Raw genomic sequence first — 19,487 nt, forward strand, 5'->3', positions numbered from 1 at the left:
ATAAAACTACTCTTTTTTAGTATTTTTGCCAAAAAAAGAATGTGCAATGATTGATACTGATTATCTAGATTTTTTGGAAAATATTTTAACTGATAACCGTAGAGAAAAATTTTTGAAAGTATTGAAAGACAGGACGAAACATTTCACCATTGCGGTTGAAGATGTTTTTCAGATGCATAATGCCAGTGCGGTGATGCGCAGTTGCGAGGTTTTTGGCATTCAGGAATTGCACGTTATCGAGGAGCGTTACGGTAAAAATATTGATAAAGAAATTGCGATGGGCGCACAAAAATGGGTTGATATTTCGACTTACGACAGTGTTATCAATTGTATTGATACTTTAAAAAATAAAGGCTATCAAATTATTGCCACCACACCACACGAGAATGACTGTTTGCTGGAGGATTTTGATATTTCGATACCAAGTGCGTTGTTTTTTGGAACTGAAAGAGATGGATTGTCAGAAGAAATTCTCAGGAGAGCGGATGGTTTTCTTAAAATTCCGATGGTGGGTTTTACGGAGAGTTTGAATATCTCGGTTTCGGCGTCGATTATTATTCAGAATCTAACGAATCGATTACGTGATTCAGATATTGATTGGCAATTGACGGAAGAAGAAATTCTAGTGAAACGGTTGGATTGGGCCAAGAAGTCGATTAAGGATATAAAGCGGATTGAAGCAAGATATTATGAAGAGAATCCGCAAAATTAAAATTCTATTTCAAATGTAAATTCAATTTCAAGGGCAATTACAAATTCTAAAACTTATAAAACTGTTTTAGTTTGAAGTGCGTTTTAGTTTTGCATTGAAATTTTAGGGCTGGTATTGTCAGTTTTATTTGTATTTTTGTTAAGGAAACAATACTAAGCGATAAGTTTCCAGTTTTTCCAAAATTGACAATTCGAATTAAATAAATTGAAAAAATATTTTAAATATCTGATTTCTCTCTTTCTGGTTTTTGGCCTGATGGTTAATGATTGTGATTTATATTCTCAATCCAATTCGGTAGATTATTATCAATTTTCGAGCGTAATTCTCAGAAGTGAATCAATTAATAAAGATTCCGAATTATATGTGTTCGGTGAGGTAAATTCGTCCAAAAAGGCTTCGTCTCCAATTTTATTTGCTTGCCTTGAATTTCAGGATATTCATAGTTTTCAAATTCCGGTTCTTTTAAAAACAAGAACACTACTTTATCAAGAAGTAAGTTCAATTGCATATCAATCCATCTTTATAAGTGAGGTGGTTACTTCGAGAAGCTTATATAAAAGTTTATACATAGTCTAGAAAACTAATTTTTCTAGATATTTATGCAATTCAATGCGTAAGATGTTAAGAAAAATGTATAATCATTTATCATTTACAAAATGTATAAGCCTAACAAAACACGTTTGGAGAAATCTAAACTGCCTATTCTTTGGGCAAAAAGAAAATTTATTCTAGTTATTACTGCACTTATGGTTGGAATGTCAAACGGTATGAATGACGGAGATGCTAGGATTAACGGTAATCAAAGCCACATTGAACAACAACATAAAAAAGATTGATTTTTAATGTTTCTAAAAACGCTGTAGAACACTTATGGAGAATATTCAAAATAAAGTTCTTGGTTTAGGTACGTGAGGGATTACTTCACTATACATTTATTTTCATAGTAGTTCAGTGAATTTCATTTGAAGCAAGCTACCGAAGTAGCGCGGATAGCCCGACAGCATAAAGAAAAGGGACCAACTCCAGCGTAACGGTGAGTAGGTCCCTTTTTTTATGGTGGCACGCCCAAATATAAGAGTAATTGTTTTTTATTTTTTCTTCAAGATTTTGTATTGTTCGTAGCAACCGCTTATGGCATCCATGATTTGAAGGTCGTTTGCGGATTTGATAAAAGCTTCGGAGTAGCTGCAACGGGTCAATATTTCGGCAATTTCATCTTGGGAAACACCCAATAATAATGAAATAGTTTCTCTGTCGTATCTGGTTTCCATAAGGTTTCTTACAGTGTCGTCCTTTCGCATTTCCCTTAGTTTTTTGAGCTGCTGTGGCCTTTTTCCAAAGAAATTATAAAGCATATCGGCGGGGTTGAAGATGGATCCTAATACTTTTCCAAAAGCATCGGGGGAGTATTGTCCAGCTTCATAACCTTGACCTAAGCCAGAAATGCTATAGCGGTAGTCCTCTTTTATTGGAATTAATTTAGAATCGATTTCGAGGTAGCCCGTTAAATAATAAGGACTAATGACTACTTCGTTTAGAGGGATTGCTTTTTGGGTAAGTTGGATGGTGGTTTTTTTGTTTTTAATCCAGTCATTGGTCACGCGAACACGCAAGGATTGAAAGCCAAGTAAGGTAATATGTAAGGTGTCGCTTTGGGTTACTGCTAGTTCAAAGTATCCTTTATTATCTGTGGTGGTTCCTGTAACTTGATTGATATTGATGATGTTAACATTCGCTAAAGGAGTACCGGTATTGTCGCTGATAATGGTACCAGAGATTTTTGTTGGGGTTCCAGTGGTTTGAGCAACTGAACTTATGGAGGTAACTAAAAATAAAAAAACTACAAAATATTTCATAAACTGATTTAAAACTTTAAAAGTAGTAAAACAGGATTAAATATTTTGTAGTTCCAGTATAATTATAAGAAAATTAACAAACTGAATTGTTAGTCTCTTCTTGGTCTTCTTGGTCTTGGTGAATCACCAAAGCTTTCAGAACGTCTTGGAGCTCTGTCAGATGAACCTTCTCTTGGAGCTCTTTCTGAAAAGCCACCTGTTCTTGGAGCCGATGCGCTTCTTGGTCCGAAACCACCTTCTCTAGGAGCAGAACCTCTGTCGCTTCTAAATCCGCCTGATCCTTCTCTTCTTGGGGCAAAACTTCCTTCTCTTCTTGGAGCAGAACTTCTTCCACCACCAAATCCACCACCAGAGCTTCTTCCGTTATGATCACGTCTTCCGCCACCGTCGTTTTTAGAAATTTCAACATTGATACGACGTCCTTCTAATTGTACGTTGTTTAATACTTCCATAACTTTGTCCGTATGTTCTGGATCTGTGTTAAAGAAAGAGAAACCTTCTTTTACATCTACTTTGAAAACGTCATCACGACCTAAGTCCAATGTTTCTTTCAAATAGTCTTTTAACGACATCCAATCGAAATTGTCTCTAGAACCAATGTTTACAAAGTATCTTGTAGCACCGCCATTGTTGTTTTCTCTTGGAGCACCGTCTCTATCGTCACGGTCACGTCTTTCTGATCCAGAAGATTGATTAGAGATATCTCTGTTTTTCTTGTAGTAAGCAATAAAACGATTAAATTCTACTGATACCATTTTCTTGATCAATTCTTCTTTTGTTAAACCTTCAAGAACATTGTTAATTGCTGGTAAGTAGTTGTCAATTTCATGATCAACTTCAGTGTCTTTAATCTTATTTGCTAAGTGCAGTAATTGAATTTCGCAGATTTCAATTCCAGAAGGGATTGTTTTTTCTTCGAATTTTTGCTTGATGATTCTTTCGATAGAAGAAATCTTACGCAATTCACTTTTTGTAACGATTACGATAGAAGTTCCTAATTTACCAGCACGACCTGTACGACCTGAACGGTGATTGTACGTTTCGATTTCGTCAGGAAGTTGGTAATTTACTACGTGAGTAATATTATCAACGTCAATTCCACGAGCTGCAACGTCAGTCGCAACTAGCATTTGTATTTGTCTTCCTCTAAAAGATTTCATAACACCATCACGTTGCGCTTGAGATAAATCTCCGTGTAAGGCAGCGGCGCTGTATCCATCTTCGATTAATTTTTCGGCAACCGCTTGGGTATCACGTTTTGTTCTACAGAAAACTACTGAGAAAATATCAGGGTTACAATCTGCTAATCTTTTCAAAGCTTCGTAACGATCACGGGCATTTACTAGGTAAAATTCGTGTGATACGGTAGCTGAACCAGAATTTTTTGTACCTACTGTAATTTCAATAGGATCCGTCATGAATTGTTTTCCAATTCGTGCCACTTCAGCAGGCATAGTTGCAGAAAACAACCATGTGCTTTTTTCATCAGGCGTAGTAGAAAGGATGTTTACGATATCTTCGTAAAATCCCATGTTCAACATTTCGTCTGCTTCGTCAAGGATGCAATAATTGATCTGAGAGATGTTTACCAATCCTCTGTTAATCATATCTTGCATTCTACCCGGAGTCGCTACTATAATTTGTGCGCCTCTTTTAATGTCTCTCGCTTGTTCTGTAATGCTAGCCCCACCGTAAACCGCTACCACATTAATACCTTTTTCGTATTTAGAGTAGTTTTTAAGTTCGTTGGTAATCTGCAAACACAATTCGCGTGTTGGAGATAAAATTAACGCCTGTGTATTTCTATTGTTGGCATCAATTTTCTGAATAACTGGAAAACCAAATGCTGCCGTTTTCCCTGTCCCTGTCTGAGCCAACGCAACTAAATCTGTGTCTTTTTCCAATAATAGGGGAATCGCTTTCTCCTGTACTTCGGTCGGATTCTCAAATCCTAGATCTAAAATCGCCTTCAGTAACGATTCACTCAATCCTAATTGTTCAAATTTATTCATATATATTTTTAAAATAGGGTGCAAAATTACTGTTTATAATCCATAAAAACTAATGCTATTTTAAGAATTGGGTTTTTATTAGCTTTTGATAATCAGAATATTAGATTTTATAATTTGCTTTTTTAATTTTAAAATTAATTTTTACTGTGAAATTATGTCGCGATTTAGGTCCTTTTGTTAAAAAAATATCTTAAAAATTGTTTTTAAGTTGTATAGACTTTAAATATTAGTGATTTTAATTCGATTAAAATCTTCGTTTACTCCCTTTTGACCACTTTATCCTTATATTTTATCATTTCTTTAAGAATGATATTTTCAAATTGCTCTGAAGTTTCGATATTGATTTATTAATTTTGCCTAAAAATTATTTGATTATGCAAACAGCCTCTTTTTCGGGTTTTATAGAAATGGTATTCTACATGATAGCTTTCTATTATATATTTAAATTTTTAGCTCGACTATTTTTGCCTTTAGTAGTAAAAAAGGTAGTGGAAAAAGCGGGACAAAATTTTCAGCAACAGCAACAACGTACTCAACAAACGACTTGGAAGAAAACGCCAAGTAATGATGAAATAATAATTGATACTGCCAATAGTAAAAATCCTCGCGAAACCAAAAAAGTGGGTGATTATGTCGATTATGAAGAGATTGATTAGTCTCTTGGTTTTTAAATAAGAAAATCCAAAATATAAATAACCCAAAACCATATCGAGTATTTAGTTTTTTTTTGTCGTAATATTAGACTTTAAAATCTAAACTCTAAAATCTAAACCCATATAATGAAGCAACTTCAAAAGTTCTTTCCGCACGCATTAGCCATACTTGGTTTTGTTATCGTTTCTACACTTTATTTCTTTCCTGTTTTGCAGGGAAAACAAATTTTTCAATCGGATATTGCCCAATACACGGGGATGGCCAAAGAACAAAATGATTTTAGAGCGACGCATCATGAAGAGCCTTATTGGACAAACTCTGCTTTTGGTGGAATGCCCACCTATCAATTGGGAGCCAAATATCCTCATGATTATGTGGGTGTTATCGATGACGTATTGCGTTTTTTACCACGCCCAGCGGATTATTTATTTTTATATTTTCTTAGCTTTTATGTTTTAATGTTGGTTTTAAAAGCCGATCCATTAAAAGCCTTTTTTGGTGCTTTGGCTTTTGGTTTTTCTACCTATTTAATTATAATACTGGGAGTGGGACATAATGCCAAGGCGCATGCAATTGCTTATATGCCAATGGTAGTGGCTGGTTTTGTAATGGTTTTTCAACGAAAGTATATTTTGGGAGGTTTGCTCACGATGTTTGCATTGGCATTGGAAGTAAATGCCAATCACTTTCAAATGACATATTACCTTCTGATATTGTTATTAATTCTTTCTGGATATTTCATTTATGAAGGAATCAAATTTAAGGAATATAAAACTCTATTATATTCACTAGGAACACTTATTGGAGCCGGAATTATTGCGATTGGTGCCAATGCTACTAATTTATTGGCAACATTGGAATATGCAAATTTTAGTATCAGAGGAAAAAGCGAATTGACGTTCAACGCTGATGGTTCCAAAAGTACTAGTGATGCAGCTATGACCCGAGATTATATTACAGAATATAGTTACGGTATTGCCGAAAGTTTTAACTTGATTGCACCGCGATTATTTGGAGGTTCCAATAATGAAAAGGTGGGGACGGACAGCAGTATGTTTGAGTTTATGATTTCACAAGGTGTGCCGGAAGCGCAGGCGACCGATTTTGTTTCGGCCATGCCAACGTATTGGGGAGATCAACCCATGGTATCTGCACCTGCATATATAGGGGCAGTGGTTTTTTTCTTGGGAATTTTAGCTTTGTTTATTGACGAAAGAAAAATTAAGTATGCATTCCTGGGGGGAGCAATATTAACCTTAATCCTTTCTTGGGGAAAAAACATTCCGGCATTGACCGATTTTTGTATCGATCACATTCCTATGTACAATAAATTTAGAGCAGTATCGTCTATTCAGGTTATTTTGGAATTGTGTTTTCCAGTTTTGGCTATCATGGGTTTGCAGTCTTTTTTTAAATTAGAAAAAGAAAAACAAACAAAAGCTTTGTTGCAATCTGGTGCGGTTGGTTTAGGGCTGATTATAGTTTTGTTTTTGTCTAAAAGTTTGTTTCAATTTTCTGGAGCCAACGATAGTTATTTTTTAGAAAGTTACGGTCCTAGTTTTGTAGATGCCTTAAAAGCAGACAGAAAATCATTGTACAGCGCTGATTTATTGCGTTCAGGATTTTTTATTCTAATTTCTGCAGGAGCTCTATGGTTGTTTGTGAAAAATAAAATTGCCCAAAACACTGCCATTATTTTGGTTGGTTTATTTATGGTTTCTGATTTGTTTTTTGTTGATAAAAATTATGTATCCAACAAAGATTTTATAAGTGCCAGAGAAGTTGAAGTACCTTTTCAGGAGACTCCTACTGATGCTGAGATTCTAAAAGACCCAACAAATTATCGTGTTTTTGATATTCAAGGATGGATGCAAGGAAGAACTTCGTATTTTCATAAAGCGATTGGTGGATATAGTGCGGTGAGACCAAAAAGAATGCAGCAATTATTTGATTATCAAATTGCGAAAAACAACACTGAAATTCTTAATATGCTGAATGTTAAGTATGTCATTCAAACGGATAAAGAAGGCAAGGAATATCCAATTATTAATCCGGATGCCAATGGAAATGCTTGGTTTGTAAGTCAGGTCGAATTCGTAAAAAATTCTGATGCAGAGATGAAAGCTTTGAATAAGTTGAATACTAAAAATACGGCTGTAATCAATGATAATGAGTTTAAGGGAATTAAAAATAAGACTTTCGTCAAAGACAGTTCGGCTACCATAATCCTGGATTCGTACTTGCCAAATGATTTGAAATACACTTCAAACAATTCAAAAGAAGGTTTAGCCGTTTTCTCTGAAATGTATTATGAGAAAGGATGGAAGGCACTTGTAGATGGCAAAGAGACAGAGATTATGAGAGCCAATTATGCTTTGAGAGCGATTGTGGTGCCGGCAGGAAAACATAGTATCGAATTCAAATTTGATCCTCAAGTTGTAAAAACGGGAAGTGTAATTACACTTGTCAGTTCTATTGGAATGTTATTTCTTTTAGTTGGTGGGATCTATTTTGAGAGAAAAAAAAGTAAAGAGGTGTTATAAAGATACATTGTCGAGATGCACTGTGGTAAATCTGTACTATAATCAACAAAATAAAGAATTGAAACCAGAATCAAAAAAAGTCCTTATTATAACTTATTATTGGCCACCGGCAGGAGGACCAGGTGTTCAGCGATGGCTTAAGTTTGTGAAATATTTACCTGATTTTGATATTCAGCCAATTGTTTATATTCCAGAGAATCCAACTTATCCAATAGTTGATGCAAATTTAGAAAAAGAAGTTTCAGAGAATGCTATTATTTTAAAGCACACTATTTTCGAACCGTATCAACTGGCTTCTTTTTTTTCAAAAAATAAAACCAAAAAAATTAGTTCAGGTATTATTCCAAACCAAAAGAAACAAACATTTCTGGAAAAGACATTGTTGTGGATTCGAGGAAACTTGTTTATCCCTGACGCACGAGTTTTTTGGGTAAAACCATCGGTTTCCTATTTGGAAAAATACATTGCCGAAAATAATATAGATACTATAATCACTTCGGGGCCACCTCATAGTTTGCATTTGATTGGACTGATTTTAAAACAAAAAATAAAACTGACTTGGTTTGCCGATTTTAGAGATCCATGGACCACCATAGGGTATCATAAATCATTGCGATTATCAACTAATTCGGAACGAAAGCATAAAGCACTTGAATATAGAGTTTTGAATACAGCTGACACCATTATTGTTACCAGTAAAACAACCAAAACCGAATTTGAGGCAATAACCAATAAACCCATAGCGATTATTACCAACGGTTATGATACGGAGCCTGTAACAAAAGTTACTTTGGATTGCAAGTTTAGTTTGGCTCACATAGGCTCGTTTCTTTCAGAACGAAATCCAATTATTTTATGGGAATCTTTGAATGAATTGCTTCAGGAAATCCCTGATTTTAAGTATCATTTGGAGCTAAAATTAATTGGAGCCGTTAGCCAAGAGGTATTGGATACCATTTCACAATTTAATTTGAATTCGTATCTAAATAATCTTGGATATGTCTCTCATTCGGAGGCAGTGGCACATCAAAGAAATTCTCAGGTTTTATTACTTATCGAAATAAATTCAGAAGAAACGAAAAGTATTATTCCTGGCAAATTATTTGAATATATGGTTTCCAATAGACCAATTATTGCCATTGGTCCAAAAGATTCTGATTTTGCCGAGATAATAACGGGAACAAACACAGGAGTTTTTTTTGAGTATACTGAAAAAGTAAAATTGAAAAATACGATTCTCTCTTATTATAATCAGTTTTTGGAAGGGAAATTACAATCCTATGGTGTAGGTTTGCAAAAATATTCCAGAAAGAATTTGACCAAAGATTTGGCACAATTAATTAATTCAAAGATTTAAGGTTTTCCAACTTTAAACTTTTAAACCTTAAACTTTAAATTCCTATTAATGGGCATAGTATTAAATCAGTCATTAAAAAATACCATAATAACGTATATAGGTTTTGGAATTGGCGCCATTAATACGCTGTATTTATACCCAATTTTTTTGGGTGCGACTTATTATGCTTTGACTAATTATATTCTTTCGGCAGCCAACGTCATTATGCCTTTGTTTGCAATAGGTATGCAAAATACGCTGGTGAAATTTTATGCACAATACCAGACAGAGAAAGAGCGTTCTCAGTTTTTGTCTTTCACGGTTTTGTTTCCGTTGTTGATGTGTATTCCATTAGCCATACTTGGTTTTTTTTTCTTTGATGATATATTAAATTTTGTTTCAAAGAAAAATCCTGTTGTCAAAACTTTTATTTTGCTGATTCCGTTCACGGGTTTGTGTATGGCGTATTTTGAAATATTTTATGCGTGGGCAAGAGTTCACATGCATTCTGTTTTTGGGAATTTCATTAAAGAAGTGGGCTTACGTTTGTTTTCATTGATAACTTTAATAGGTGTATATTATCATTGGATAACTGTAGTGCAGTTTGTTTATGTTACTGCAGGTATTTATTTATTAGCATTAATAGTTACCATGTTATATGCTTTTTACATAAAAAGACCTGTTTTTCAATTTGTTATTCCGGAAAATGTTAAGGATATTTTGGTTTATACTTTCTATATTATTTTATCGGGTAGTGTTGCCAATTTATTATTGGATGGAGACAAAATAATGTTGAATCAATATATGAAGATTGAAAACATAGCTTACTATTCGGTAGCTACTTATATCGCTTTGGTTATTTCTGTTCCAAGTCGTGCCATGCATCAAATTGTGTATCCTATTACCGCAAAATTAATGCATGAAAACAAGCATGATGAATTGAATAATTTGTATAAAAAAACATCTATAAATCTTCAAATTGTAGGTGGATTTGTGATGCTTTGTATTTTTGTGAACATTAACCAGTTGTATGAAATGGTGCCAAAAGAATACAGTGGTGGAATTATGGTAGTCTTCATGATTGGTTTGTCTAAATATTTTGATTTGATATTAGGAAATAATAATGCGATTATTTTTAACTCAAAATATTATCGAGCAGTATTGTTTTTGGGAGTTGGGTTGGTGGTTTTGACAGTGGTATTAAACATGATTTTTATTCCATTGTTTGGAATTATAGGTTCCGCATTCGCAACTTTATTATCCATCACTTGTTATAGTTTGGCTAAATTACTTTTTGTTGTAAAGCGTATGCATTTGTATCCATTTACTAAACAAACATTGCATTCTATTGGAATAACGTTTGTGGTGTTCTTATTATTTTATTTTTGGAAGTTTCCAATAAATCCGATTATTGCTATTGGGTTGAAATCAATTTTGGTAAGTATTGTCTATGTATTTGTCAATTATAAGTTTGTTGTTTCGCCAGAAATAAATCAAACTTTAGATAAAGTTCTTTTAAAAATCACGAAGAATAAATAATTTCGATTGGAGATTTATGTTGTGAATTTCTCATTTTGATGAGTTTAAAGTTTTGTCGCTTAGTTTTTTTATATTTGTAAGTATAGTTTCTAATGTTAGATGCTTTTTTAGGAATCAATTGAAAACTTTTAGACGATGATGAATATTAAAACTGCACTACTGTATTTATTTTTTGGGTCTTCAATATTGTTGTTTTCCCAACCTCAAAAGAGTGGTATTTCAAGTTTAAAAAGTGATAAAACAGGAAGTGTTATGCTTCATCAAAATGCTCCTAGTTTAAAAGGTTATCCTATTACTCCTTTTAGAGATACCTTATTTTTCGTCTATAACAGAATAGGATCTTTTAATGCCGAGAATCGTGCTAATGCTATTACCAGCAGAATAGTATTGCTTTATAAAGATCCCTTTTTTAAGAAAGATTCATTGAAGCTTAGCAAATCTGACTTTGGTGTTGATATTGTTTATAACAGTGATTTTGTTGTAATGTCGGTTACTGATCTTGACGGAAAAACAATAGGGACCAGTAATTTTGCTTTGGCTCAAAAAAACCTTGCTATTATACAAAAGACTGTGCTTTTTCAAAAAGAAAATAATGCCGTTGAGAGTTGGTTAAAAAGGATAGGTCTTGTTTTGTTATTTATTAGCTTAATAGTTATAATCGTATTCGGAATCAATAAACTGTTTAAGTGGCTTCGAATTTTTCTTATCAAAAGACAAGACAGCTATTTTTCGGGATTAAAAATTAAGGAATCTTATGTTTTTTCACCACAAAGGCATTTGGAGTTCGTTTTAAAGATTGTATCGTTGGCTCGGATAGTCGTTTTAATTTTTACATTTTATATTTCTTTACCTGCAATTTTTAGTGTTTTTCCAGAGACAGAAGCTTATGCGACTACTCTTTTGAAATGGATATTTTCTCCTGCTAAAGCTGCATTGACGGGGTTTCTTGATTTCTTGCCGAATTTAATCTCCATATTGGTAATCGTACTATTATTCCATTATCTTTTGAAAGCTATTAAGTTTTTTGTCGATGAGATTCAGAAAGGCCAAATCAAAATCGAAGGTTTTTACAGTGATTGGGCAAAACCGACTTTTAACATCATAAAAGTCTTAATTTATGCCTTTATGTTAGTGATTATTTTTCCTTATTTGCCAGGATCTAATTCACCAATATTTCAGGGGGTTTCTGTATTTGTTGGTGTTTTATTTTCATTAGGTTCTTCAAACGCTATTGCTAATATGATTGCAGGATTGGTAATAACGTATATGCGCCCTTTTAAAATTGGTGATTTTATAAAAATTGGAGAGGTAAGCGGAACCGTTATTGAAAAAACTTCTTTGGTGACTCGTGTTCGAACTTCAAAACAAGAAGATATTACGATTCCGAATGCTACCGTTTTGTCAAGTTCCTCGATTAATTATTCGGCAAATACCTATAATGATTCCAATGGCTTATTAATCCACACAAAAGTTACTATTGGGTATGAAAGTCCTTGGAAAGATATTCATAAAGCGCTTTTAGAAGCTGCTTTTAGAACTGATTTACTTGAAAAGATACCAGTCCCTTTTGTGTTGCAAACCAGTTTGGATGATTTTTATGTTACCTATGAAATTAATGCCTACACCAAACAACCAAATGAACAACCTTTGATTTATTCAAAATTGCATCAAAATATTCAGGACTGTTTTAATGAAGCGGGTCTCGAAATTATGTCACCACATTTTAGTTCACTGCGTGATGGAAACAAAACTACTATTCCAGATAATTATCTGAATAAGGAATATGAGGCACCTTTCTTTAAGATAAAAAAAGAGGAATGATATTACTTTGAAATAAAAAACGTGTTAAAAGTTGTTTTTTTTTAAAAATTACTGTAAGTAAAGTATTGTTTATTTTGTGTTATAATATAGTGTAACGAGTATTTTTGCACATTTGAAAAAACAGCACACGCAATGCGTTGATAAACAGATTATTATGTTTTTTGATTTTAAATATCCCCATAAGTGGGTATTGCAGATTAGTTTGTTACGTTCTATCTTTACAATATTCTCAAGGATTTGTTTAATGCTTAACTAAATTAATATCAAAAGATGAAAAATCACTTTATTAATCAGGATAAATTAAATCTATTTACAATAGTTATTGCAAATAAAATTAAAGAGGGTTTTGTAGTTGTAGAGAGAAATGACAAAATGCCTTTTACCATTTTATATAAAGAAGGTAAAAAAGTCAATCATAGTTTAAATTTTTTGGTTTGTTGTGCTACACTTGGTATGTGGTCATTGCCTTGGCTATATATGACACAAGTTACTGCAAAAGATAAAAAAGTATTGATTGCAATCGATGAGGAAGGAATTATTTTTGAAGAAAATTGCTATATGGGCTAATAAATTTTATCTTCAAAAAGATTACGATAGATTTGATAAGTTGAACTTTGTTTCAAATATTGAAATAGATTGAATTGGTCTAAAACCATTGAATATGCGACAAATTTATATATAGCAGTTGGTTTTTAATTCATATGAGTTTAATTTATAAAGGGATAATGCATAAAAGAGTCACAACAATTTAATTGTTTTGTGACTTTTTTTTGAATTATATTGAAAATAATTTATAGTTTTTCTTTTAAATACTTAGCTGTAATTGATTTTTTATTTTTGAATATTTCTTCGGGTGTCCCTACAGCAAGTAATAATCCTCCATTTTCTCCTCCTTCAGGACCAAGGTCAATTACCCAATCCGCACATTTTATTAAGTCCAGATTGTGTTCAATAACAAGTATAGAATGCCCTTTTTCTATTAAAGCATCAAAAGAAGCCATTAGTTTTTTAATGTCATGAAAGTGAAGGCCAGTTGTTGGTTCGTCAAAAACAAACAGGGCTTTATCCTTAATTGTTCCTTTGACTAAAAATGAGGCTAGTTTGATCCGTTGGGCTTCCCCTCCAGAAAGCGTCGATGAGGACTGTCCCAATTGTACGTAACCCAAACCAACATCTTGCAGAGGTTGCAGTTTTTGGGTGATTTTTGTCTGTTTATTTTTTTCGAAAAAAACAATTGCATCATCAATTGTCAATGTTAAAATATCATGGATATTTTTGTCATTAAAGGTAACCTCTAAAACTTCCTTTTTGAAACGCTTGCCATTGCAGGTTTCACAAGGTAATTGCACATCGGCCATAAAGACCATTTCGACATTTATCGACCCTTCTCCTTTGCAAGTTTCACATCTTCCGCCATCAACATTAAAAGAAAAATGCTTAGCCTGATAACCTCTTACTTTTGATAGCTTTTCTTTGGCGTACAATTCTCGAATATCATCGTAGGCTTTTATATAAGTTACTGGATTGGAACGGGAGCTTCGACCAATAGGATTTTGATCTACATATTCGATGTGTTTGATATGTGAAAAAGAGCCTGAAATCTCACTAAATTGTCCTGCTTTTTCTCCTGCGTTATCCAGTTTTTTTTGCATGGCAGGAAAAAGGATCTTCTTGACAAGCGTACTTTTCCCACTACCAGAAACTCCTGTAATGACTGTTAAAACATCGAGCGGAAAAGTAACATCTATGTTTTGTAAATTATTTTCTCTGGCGCCTTTTATTTCTATAAAATTTTTAGAAGTTCGTCGTTTTTTTGGAACACTTATTTCAAGATCTCCATTCAGATATTTAGCTGTTAATGAACTTGATTTCAAAATTTCATCATAAGTTCCTTGGGCGACCAAGTTTCCGCCTTGTGTTCCTGCTTCGGGACCTATATCGATAATCATATCGGCGGCTTTCATGATATCTTCATCGTGTTCAACCACGATAACAGTATTGCCTAAATCACGAAGTGATAGTAACACTTTTATCAAACGTTCGGTATCTTTTGGGTGTAAACCAATACTCGGTTCATCCAGAATATACATTGAACCTACAAGGCTGCTGCCTAATGAAGTGGCTAAATTAATACGTTGTGATTCTCCTCCGGAAAGTGTTGATGAATTTCTGTTTAAAGTCAAATAATTTAAACCTACTTCGGTTAAAAAAGACAATCGATTGTTGATTTCAATTAGTAATCGCTTGGCAATTTGTTTTTCGTATTCATCTAAATTGATGTTATGGAAAAACTGAACTAAGTGTTTGATTGGTAAATCGACCAAATCAGAAACTGTTTTTTCGTTTATTTTTACATAAGAAGCTTCAGGCCTTAAGCGTTTTCCTTTGCAAACATGACATTTTGTTTTTCCTCTGTAACGAGAAAGCATCACTCTATTTTGGATTTTATAATTTTTCTCTTCAAGTTCTTTGAAAAAATCATTTAGCCCTTGAAAGTATTTGTTTCCTGTCCAAATCAAGTCTTTTTGTTCTTCAGTCAACTGAAAATAGGGTTTATGAATGGGAAAATCAAATTTATAGGCATGGTTTACCAATTCGTCTCGAAACCAGCCCATGCTTTCACCTCGCCAAGGGAATATGGCATTTTCAAAAACAGATAGTGAAGTATTGGGAACTACTAATTCGGCATCGATTCCTATAATGTTTCCATATCCTTCACATACAGGACAGGCTCCATAGGGATTGTTAAAACTAAATAAATGAACATTGGGTTCTAAAAAAGTAATGCCATCCAATTCAAAATTATTGGAAAACGAAAGCCTTTTATCTGAATTTAATTCTTGTAAATAACAAATTCCTTTTCCTTCGAAAAATGCAGTTTGTACTGCGTCTGACAATCTATTGTAAAATTCTTCCTCGTCTTTGACAATGATTCTATCAATGATTAAAAGGATGTCTTTATGGTCTAAAGTATGTTGTTCAGCAAGGGTAAAATCATCTAAACGAACCATTTCATTGTTGACTAAAATCCTTGCAAAACCTTGTTGTAATAAGACTTTTAGTTTGTCCTCTAATTGTCTTCCTTCTTCCAGATGAATAGGAGCGAGGAGTAGCCATTTGCTGTCAAGCTCAAATTTTTTAACTTCCGAAACTACATCGGTAACGGTATTTTTTTTGACTTCTTGCCCAGAAACTGGAGAATACGTTCTACCAATTCGGGCAAATAATAGCTTGATGTAATCATATATTTCGGTTGAAGTTCCTACAGTAGAACGTGCATTGGTAGTGTTTACCTTTTGTTCTATCGCAATAGCCGGCGCAATTCCTTTGATGTATTCTACTTTAGGTTTGTCTAATCTTCCCAAGAATTGTCTGGCGTAAGAAGATAAACTTTCTACATAACGGCGTTGTCCTTCGGCATACAAGGTATCGAATGCCAAACTGGATTTTCCGGATCCCGAAAGCCCTGTAATAACTACAAGTTTATTTCTGGGAATAGCGACATCTACATTTTTTAAATTATGTACTTGTGCCCCTTTTATTATGATGTTTTTCTTTGGATCGAGTTTGGAAATATCAATTGGCATACTAAAAATGAATTTCCACAAAAGTACTCAATTTTAAAATGGGAATGGGGGAAGAATTAAATGCAATTATTAGTTTTTTAGGTTAATTTTATGGAGTGATATCCAGTTTGAATTTTATTTATTTTAGATCTGATGGGTATAAATAATTAAAATAAAAGTTTTTAACTAAATAAAAAATATAAGAATATATCGAAAAGGATTATTTAACCCAATTCTTGTGTTTGCATAACAATGGTTTTCTCTGATAAAGTAAAACATCATATAAAGTTTATAAAATCTATATGGATAATAAGTATTTACATTGAACTGCTCTGGATAGTTTTAAAATAATGTTTTTAAAACTGTATTTTTAAAATTAGATTAATATAAAATTTATTGTTAATTAGTCTGTAAAATGTGTTTTCTGTATCAATGATTGTTTTCATTGTGTTATGTGTAATTATAATAATTCAAGTTATAATCAATATAATTGCCGATATCATTTTTTTTTGTTATAATTATTAGATTTTATCAATACAACGTTTTCGTAAAAAAACTATACATTACCCCTACATACATCTAAAAGAGGCTTATTTGCAGCAATTTTGACATGTTGTTTTAGTTTCGCTAAGAGTGTTTAAAACACTATAAATAGGGGTTAAATTGTTTTATTAATCCTTTTTTGAGAACTGTATAGTTTTTGTTTACTAGTGTTTTTAAGTGATGTTTTATTTCATGACTAACTTTAAAAAACTAAAAACAATAAATATGAAAAAATTTACTTCGTTGATTTTCTTTCTGCTTTTTGCATTAAGTTATTCACAAAACGCACCTATTACCTTTGAGACAGGTCAGCATGGTGAAAATTGGACTTTTTCCAATTTTGGCAATGGCGCCAGTCCATTAGGTTACGAAAAAGTTGTAAATCCTAGCAAGACAGGTATAAATACTTCTGAAACTGTTGGTAAGTTTACAGCCTTGTCTACAACAGCAGACGGCGCTGCAGCTTGGGCTGGCTGTGAATCTAAACACGGAACTGATTTAGGTACTTTTAAACTAAACTATTCTAATTGTACCATAAAAATAATGGTTTACAAATCGGTTATTAGCGATGTTGGGATAAAGTTTTCAGTAGCTGATGGAGGTTCTACAGGAGAACTGAAAGTTCAAAACACCAAAATTAATGAATGGGAAGAGTTAACTTTTGACTTTTCTGGAAAAATTGGTCAAGCAACTTCAGGAGCGATTGATCAAATTGTTTTCTTTATGGATTTTAGAGATAGAACAGATCAAAGTGTGAGTTATTTTGATAACGTAACTTTTTCAAAATCTTTAATTCCACCTCCTGTAGTTGCCTGTGATGCCATCTTAACGGAGGCGCAACAAGGTTCATTTACGACAGGTTACAAAACTAAATTTGAAACGGTTGGAACAAATGTGAATATTTCTTTTGAATTATTGGATCAAAAAGATGGATTGGTTGTTGGATTATGGAGAGAAACTCCATTTGAAGATATTCCAATGACAAACAACCCCGTTGGATCTAAAATTTTCACCAAAACAATTACGGGACAAACACCTGGTGATGTGATAAGTTATGCCTGTAAATTTGCTTATGCAGGAGGACAATCGGTAACCAAATATATAAAATATGAAGTTGGTAGTTTCTGTGATGGCATTACACCTACTAGTCCAACTGCTGCTGCACCTACGCCTACTGTTGCTGCACCAAATGTCATTTCGCTTTTTAGCAGCGGTGCATATACCGATTTAGTTGGAACTAATTGGAATCCAAGTTGGGGTCAATCTACCGTATATGAAGAGGTTCTTGTTTCTGGAAATGCTACCAAAAAATACTCTAACTTCAATTACCAGGGCGTGGTACTGCAAAGTCCTGTAGATGCTTCCAATATGGCGAAACTTCATTTGGATGTCTGGTCTCTTGATTGTACTGCTTTGAAAGTGTTTTTGGTTCCTACTACTGGTGCAGAAAAAAGCATTACTTTAAATCCTACATTGTTAGGTTGGAATTCGTTTGATATAAATTTGGCTGACTACACAAACGTAGACACGAAGAGCATTAAAGAATTGAAGTTTGAATCAGTAACAGCTGGAACAACGGTTTATATTGATAATATTTACTTTGCAAAAGATGTGAATGCCTCGTTGTCAATGAATGCACCAGTTACTTTTGAAGCTGGGGATCATGGATCTTCTTGGACATTTGCAAATTTTGATAATGGAACAGGACCTGAAGGATACGAAAAAGTAGCCAATCCTGATGCTGCCGGAATTAATACATCAGCAACAGTTGGTAAATATACGGCTACCGTTGCTGGAGCTCCATGGGCTGGATGTAAAACGAATGATATAGGTAAGTTTACTCTAGACACTAAAAACTCCTTGGTGAAAATTATGGTTTACAAAACCGTTATCAGTGATGTTGCAATAAAATTTGCAGTGGCTGATGGGGGGTCGCTCGGAGAGATTAAAGTTAAAAATACGAAAATCAATGAATGGGAAGAGTTAACATTTGAATTTTATAATCAAATAGGAAAAATTCAATCTACTGATATAGTAACAATGATGATTTCATTGGATTATCAAGCTAGATCTACTGAAAATGTATCTTATTTTGACAATATTACTTTCTCAAAAACTTCGGTTGCTTCACCAGTGCAAATTTGTGATGCAGTTTTAACCGAGGCAAGCCAGGGCTCTTTTACAACGGGATACAAATCAAATTTTGAAACTGTTGGGACAGATGTAAATATTACTTTTGAACTATTAGATCAAAGAAATGGCCTTATTGCCGGTTTGTGGAAAGAAAGTCCTTTTGAAGAATCTGCAATGGTTAATGAACCAGCTGGAAGTAAAATATTCAAAGCAAAATTAACCGGTCAAAAAGCAGGATCTTTGATCAGTTATGCCTGTAAATTTGCTTATGCAGGAGGTCAATCGGTAACAAAATACATAAAATATGAAGTGGGGACAGCTTGTACTGGTACACCACCAGTGGTTACAGGGCCAACGCTTCCATTAGATTTTGAAACAGGAACGTTTGCTTTTGTAGATTTCGACGGAGGTGCAGTTACTACAATTGCTAATCCAGATAAAACGGGTATCAACACTACTGCTACAGTTGCCAAAATGGTAAAAGGAGCAGGAGCACAATGGGCTGGAAGTAAATTAAAAATGGCTTCTCCAGTTGATTTTTCTACAAAAAAAATAGTTAAAGTAAAAGTTTGGTCACCAGTTGCTGGTAAAAAACTATTATTAAAGTTTGAAGGAGCTGGAGCTGCATTCGAAAAAGAAGTAGCTACAACAGTTGCCAATACTTGGGAAGAATTAACTTTTGATTATACAGGAGTTGCAGGAGTAAACAACTTAAACGATAATATGGTTTTCATATTTGATTTAGGAACTGTAGGAGATGGAAGTGTCAATT

The 19,487-nt window shown here is 33.6% G+C and carries 11 protein-coding genes and 1 pseudogene; 9 read left to right on the forward strand and 3 right to left on the reverse strand.

Translation table 11 applies throughout. The features are described 5' to 3' along the window. Positions 1-46: 46 nt before the first annotated feature. A complete protein-coding gene (locus KZH69_RS06045) occupies positions 47-712 on the forward strand; it encodes a TrmH family RNA methyltransferase (protein ID WP_219316552.1) in 666 nt (221 codons plus the stop codon). A gap of 656 nt (positions 713-1,368) precedes the next feature. Continuing rightward, on the forward strand, positions 1,369-1,548 hold the full coding sequence (locus KZH69_RS06050) for a hypothetical protein (protein ID WP_219316553.1): 180 nt from the start codon (positions 1,369-1,371) through the stop codon (positions 1,546-1,548). 252 nt (positions 1,549-1,800) lie between these two features. On the opposite strand, the gene KZH69_RS06055 is transcribed toward KZH69_RS06050, so the two are convergent. Together KZH69_RS06055 and KZH69_RS06060 are read right to left on the reverse strand one after the other, a co-directional pair. After that, on the reverse strand, positions 1,801-2,568 hold the full coding sequence (locus tag KZH69_RS06055; RefSeq protein ID WP_219316554.1) for a carboxypeptidase-like regulatory domain-containing protein: 768 nt from the start codon (positions 2,566-2,568) through the stop codon (positions 1,801-1,803). Between the two features lie 89 nt (positions 2,569-2,657). After that, positions 2,658-4,580, reverse strand: coding sequence for a DEAD/DEAH box helicase (locus tag KZH69_RS06060; RefSeq protein WP_219316555.1), 1,923 nt, complete (start codon positions 4,578-4,580; stop codon positions 2,658-2,660). A 374-nt stretch (positions 4,581-4,954) separates the two neighbouring features. Here KZH69_RS06060 and KZH69_RS06065 point away from each other — a divergent pair, with 374 nt between their 5' ends. The 6 genes from KZH69_RS06065 (at position 4,955) to KZH69_RS06090 (ending at position 13,040) form a co-directional block, all read left to right on the forward strand. Then, positions 4,955-5,236 (forward strand): DUF4834 family protein, encoded by a 282-nt coding sequence (locus KZH69_RS06065; protein ID WP_219316556.1) that lies wholly within the window; start codon positions 4,955-4,957, stop codon positions 5,234-5,236. Between the two features lie 123 nt (positions 5,237-5,359). Beyond that, positions 5,360-7,777, forward strand: a complete 2,418-nt coding sequence (locus KZH69_RS06070; RefSeq protein WP_219316557.1) for a YfhO family protein — start codon at positions 5,360-5,362, stop codon at positions 7,775-7,777. 58 nt (positions 7,778-7,835) lie between these two features. Next, entirely contained in the window at positions 7,836-9,134 is a 1,299-nt protein-coding gene (locus tag KZH69_RS06075) for a glycosyltransferase family 4 protein (protein ID WP_219316558.1), read from the forward strand. 48 nt (positions 9,135-9,182) lie between these two features. Further along, on the forward strand, positions 9,183-10,652 hold the full coding sequence (locus KZH69_RS06080; protein WP_219316559.1) for an oligosaccharide flippase family protein: 1,470 nt from the start codon (positions 9,183-9,185) through the stop codon (positions 10,650-10,652). A gap of 135 nt (positions 10,653-10,787) precedes the next feature. After that, positions 10,788-12,473, forward strand: a complete 1,686-nt coding sequence (locus KZH69_RS06085; RefSeq protein ID WP_255557652.1) for a mechanosensitive ion channel family protein — start codon at positions 10,788-10,790, stop codon at positions 12,471-12,473. Positions 12,474-12,743: 270 nt separating this feature from the next. Next, positions 12,744-13,040: a hypothetical protein gene (locus KZH69_RS06090; protein WP_219316560.1), complete on the forward strand. Its 297-nt coding sequence runs from the start codon at positions 12,744-12,746 to the stop codon at positions 13,038-13,040. Positions 13,041-13,264: 224 nt separating this feature from the next. Here KZH69_RS06090 and uvrA read toward each other — a convergent pair whose 3' ends face one another. Continuing rightward, positions 13,265-16,060, reverse strand: a complete 2,796-nt coding sequence (gene uvrA / locus KZH69_RS06095; RefSeq protein WP_219316673.1) for an excinuclease ABC subunit UvrA — start codon at positions 16,058-16,060, stop codon at positions 13,265-13,267. 747 nt (positions 16,061-16,807) lie between these two features. Here uvrA and KZH69_RS06100 point away from each other — a divergent pair. Next, a pseudogene (locus tag KZH69_RS06100) lies at positions 16,808-19,487 on the forward strand (hypothetical protein); the annotation flags it as partial.

Source organism: Flavobacterium taihuense (assembly GCF_019351435.1).
Lineage (GTDB): Bacteria > Bacteroidota > Bacteroidia > Flavobacteriales > Flavobacteriaceae > Flavobacterium > Flavobacterium taihuense.

Excerpts from the sequence above, each read along its gene's own strand:
- KZH69_RS06090 (WP_219316560.1), top strand. The coding sequence starts at position 12,744 with ATGAAAAATCACTTTATTAATCAGGATAAATTAAATCTATTTACAATA.
- uvrA (WP_219316673.1), bottom strand. The coding sequence starts at position 16,060 with ATGCCAATTGATATTTCCAAACTCGATCCAAAGAAAAACATCATAATA.
- KZH69_RS06055 (WP_219316554.1), bottom strand. The coding sequence starts at position 2,568 with ATGAAATATTTTGTAGTTTTTTTATTTTTAGTTACCTCCATAAGTTCA.
- KZH69_RS06050 (WP_219316553.1), top strand. The coding sequence starts at position 1,369 with ATGTATAAGCCTAACAAAACACGTTTGGAGAAATCTAAACTGCCTATT.
- KZH69_RS06065 (WP_219316556.1), top strand. The coding sequence starts at position 4,955 with ATGCAAACAGCCTCTTTTTCGGGTTTTATAGAAATGGTATTCTACATG.
- KZH69_RS06080 (WP_219316559.1), top strand. The coding sequence starts at position 9,183 with ATGGGCATAGTATTAAATCAGTCATTAAAAAATACCATAATAACGTAT.
- KZH69_RS06070 (WP_219316557.1), top strand. The coding sequence starts at position 5,360 with ATGAAGCAACTTCAAAAGTTCTTTCCGCACGCATTAGCCATACTTGGT.
- KZH69_RS06060 (WP_219316555.1), bottom strand. The coding sequence starts at position 4,580 with ATGAATAAATTTGAACAATTAGGATTGAGTGAATCGTTACTGAAGGCG.
- KZH69_RS06045 (WP_219316552.1), top strand. The coding sequence starts at position 47 with ATGATTGATACTGATTATCTAGATTTTTTGGAAAATATTTTAACTGAT.
- KZH69_RS06085 (WP_255557652.1), top strand. The coding sequence starts at position 10,788 with ATGATGAATATTAAAACTGCACTACTGTATTTATTTTTTGGGTCTTCA.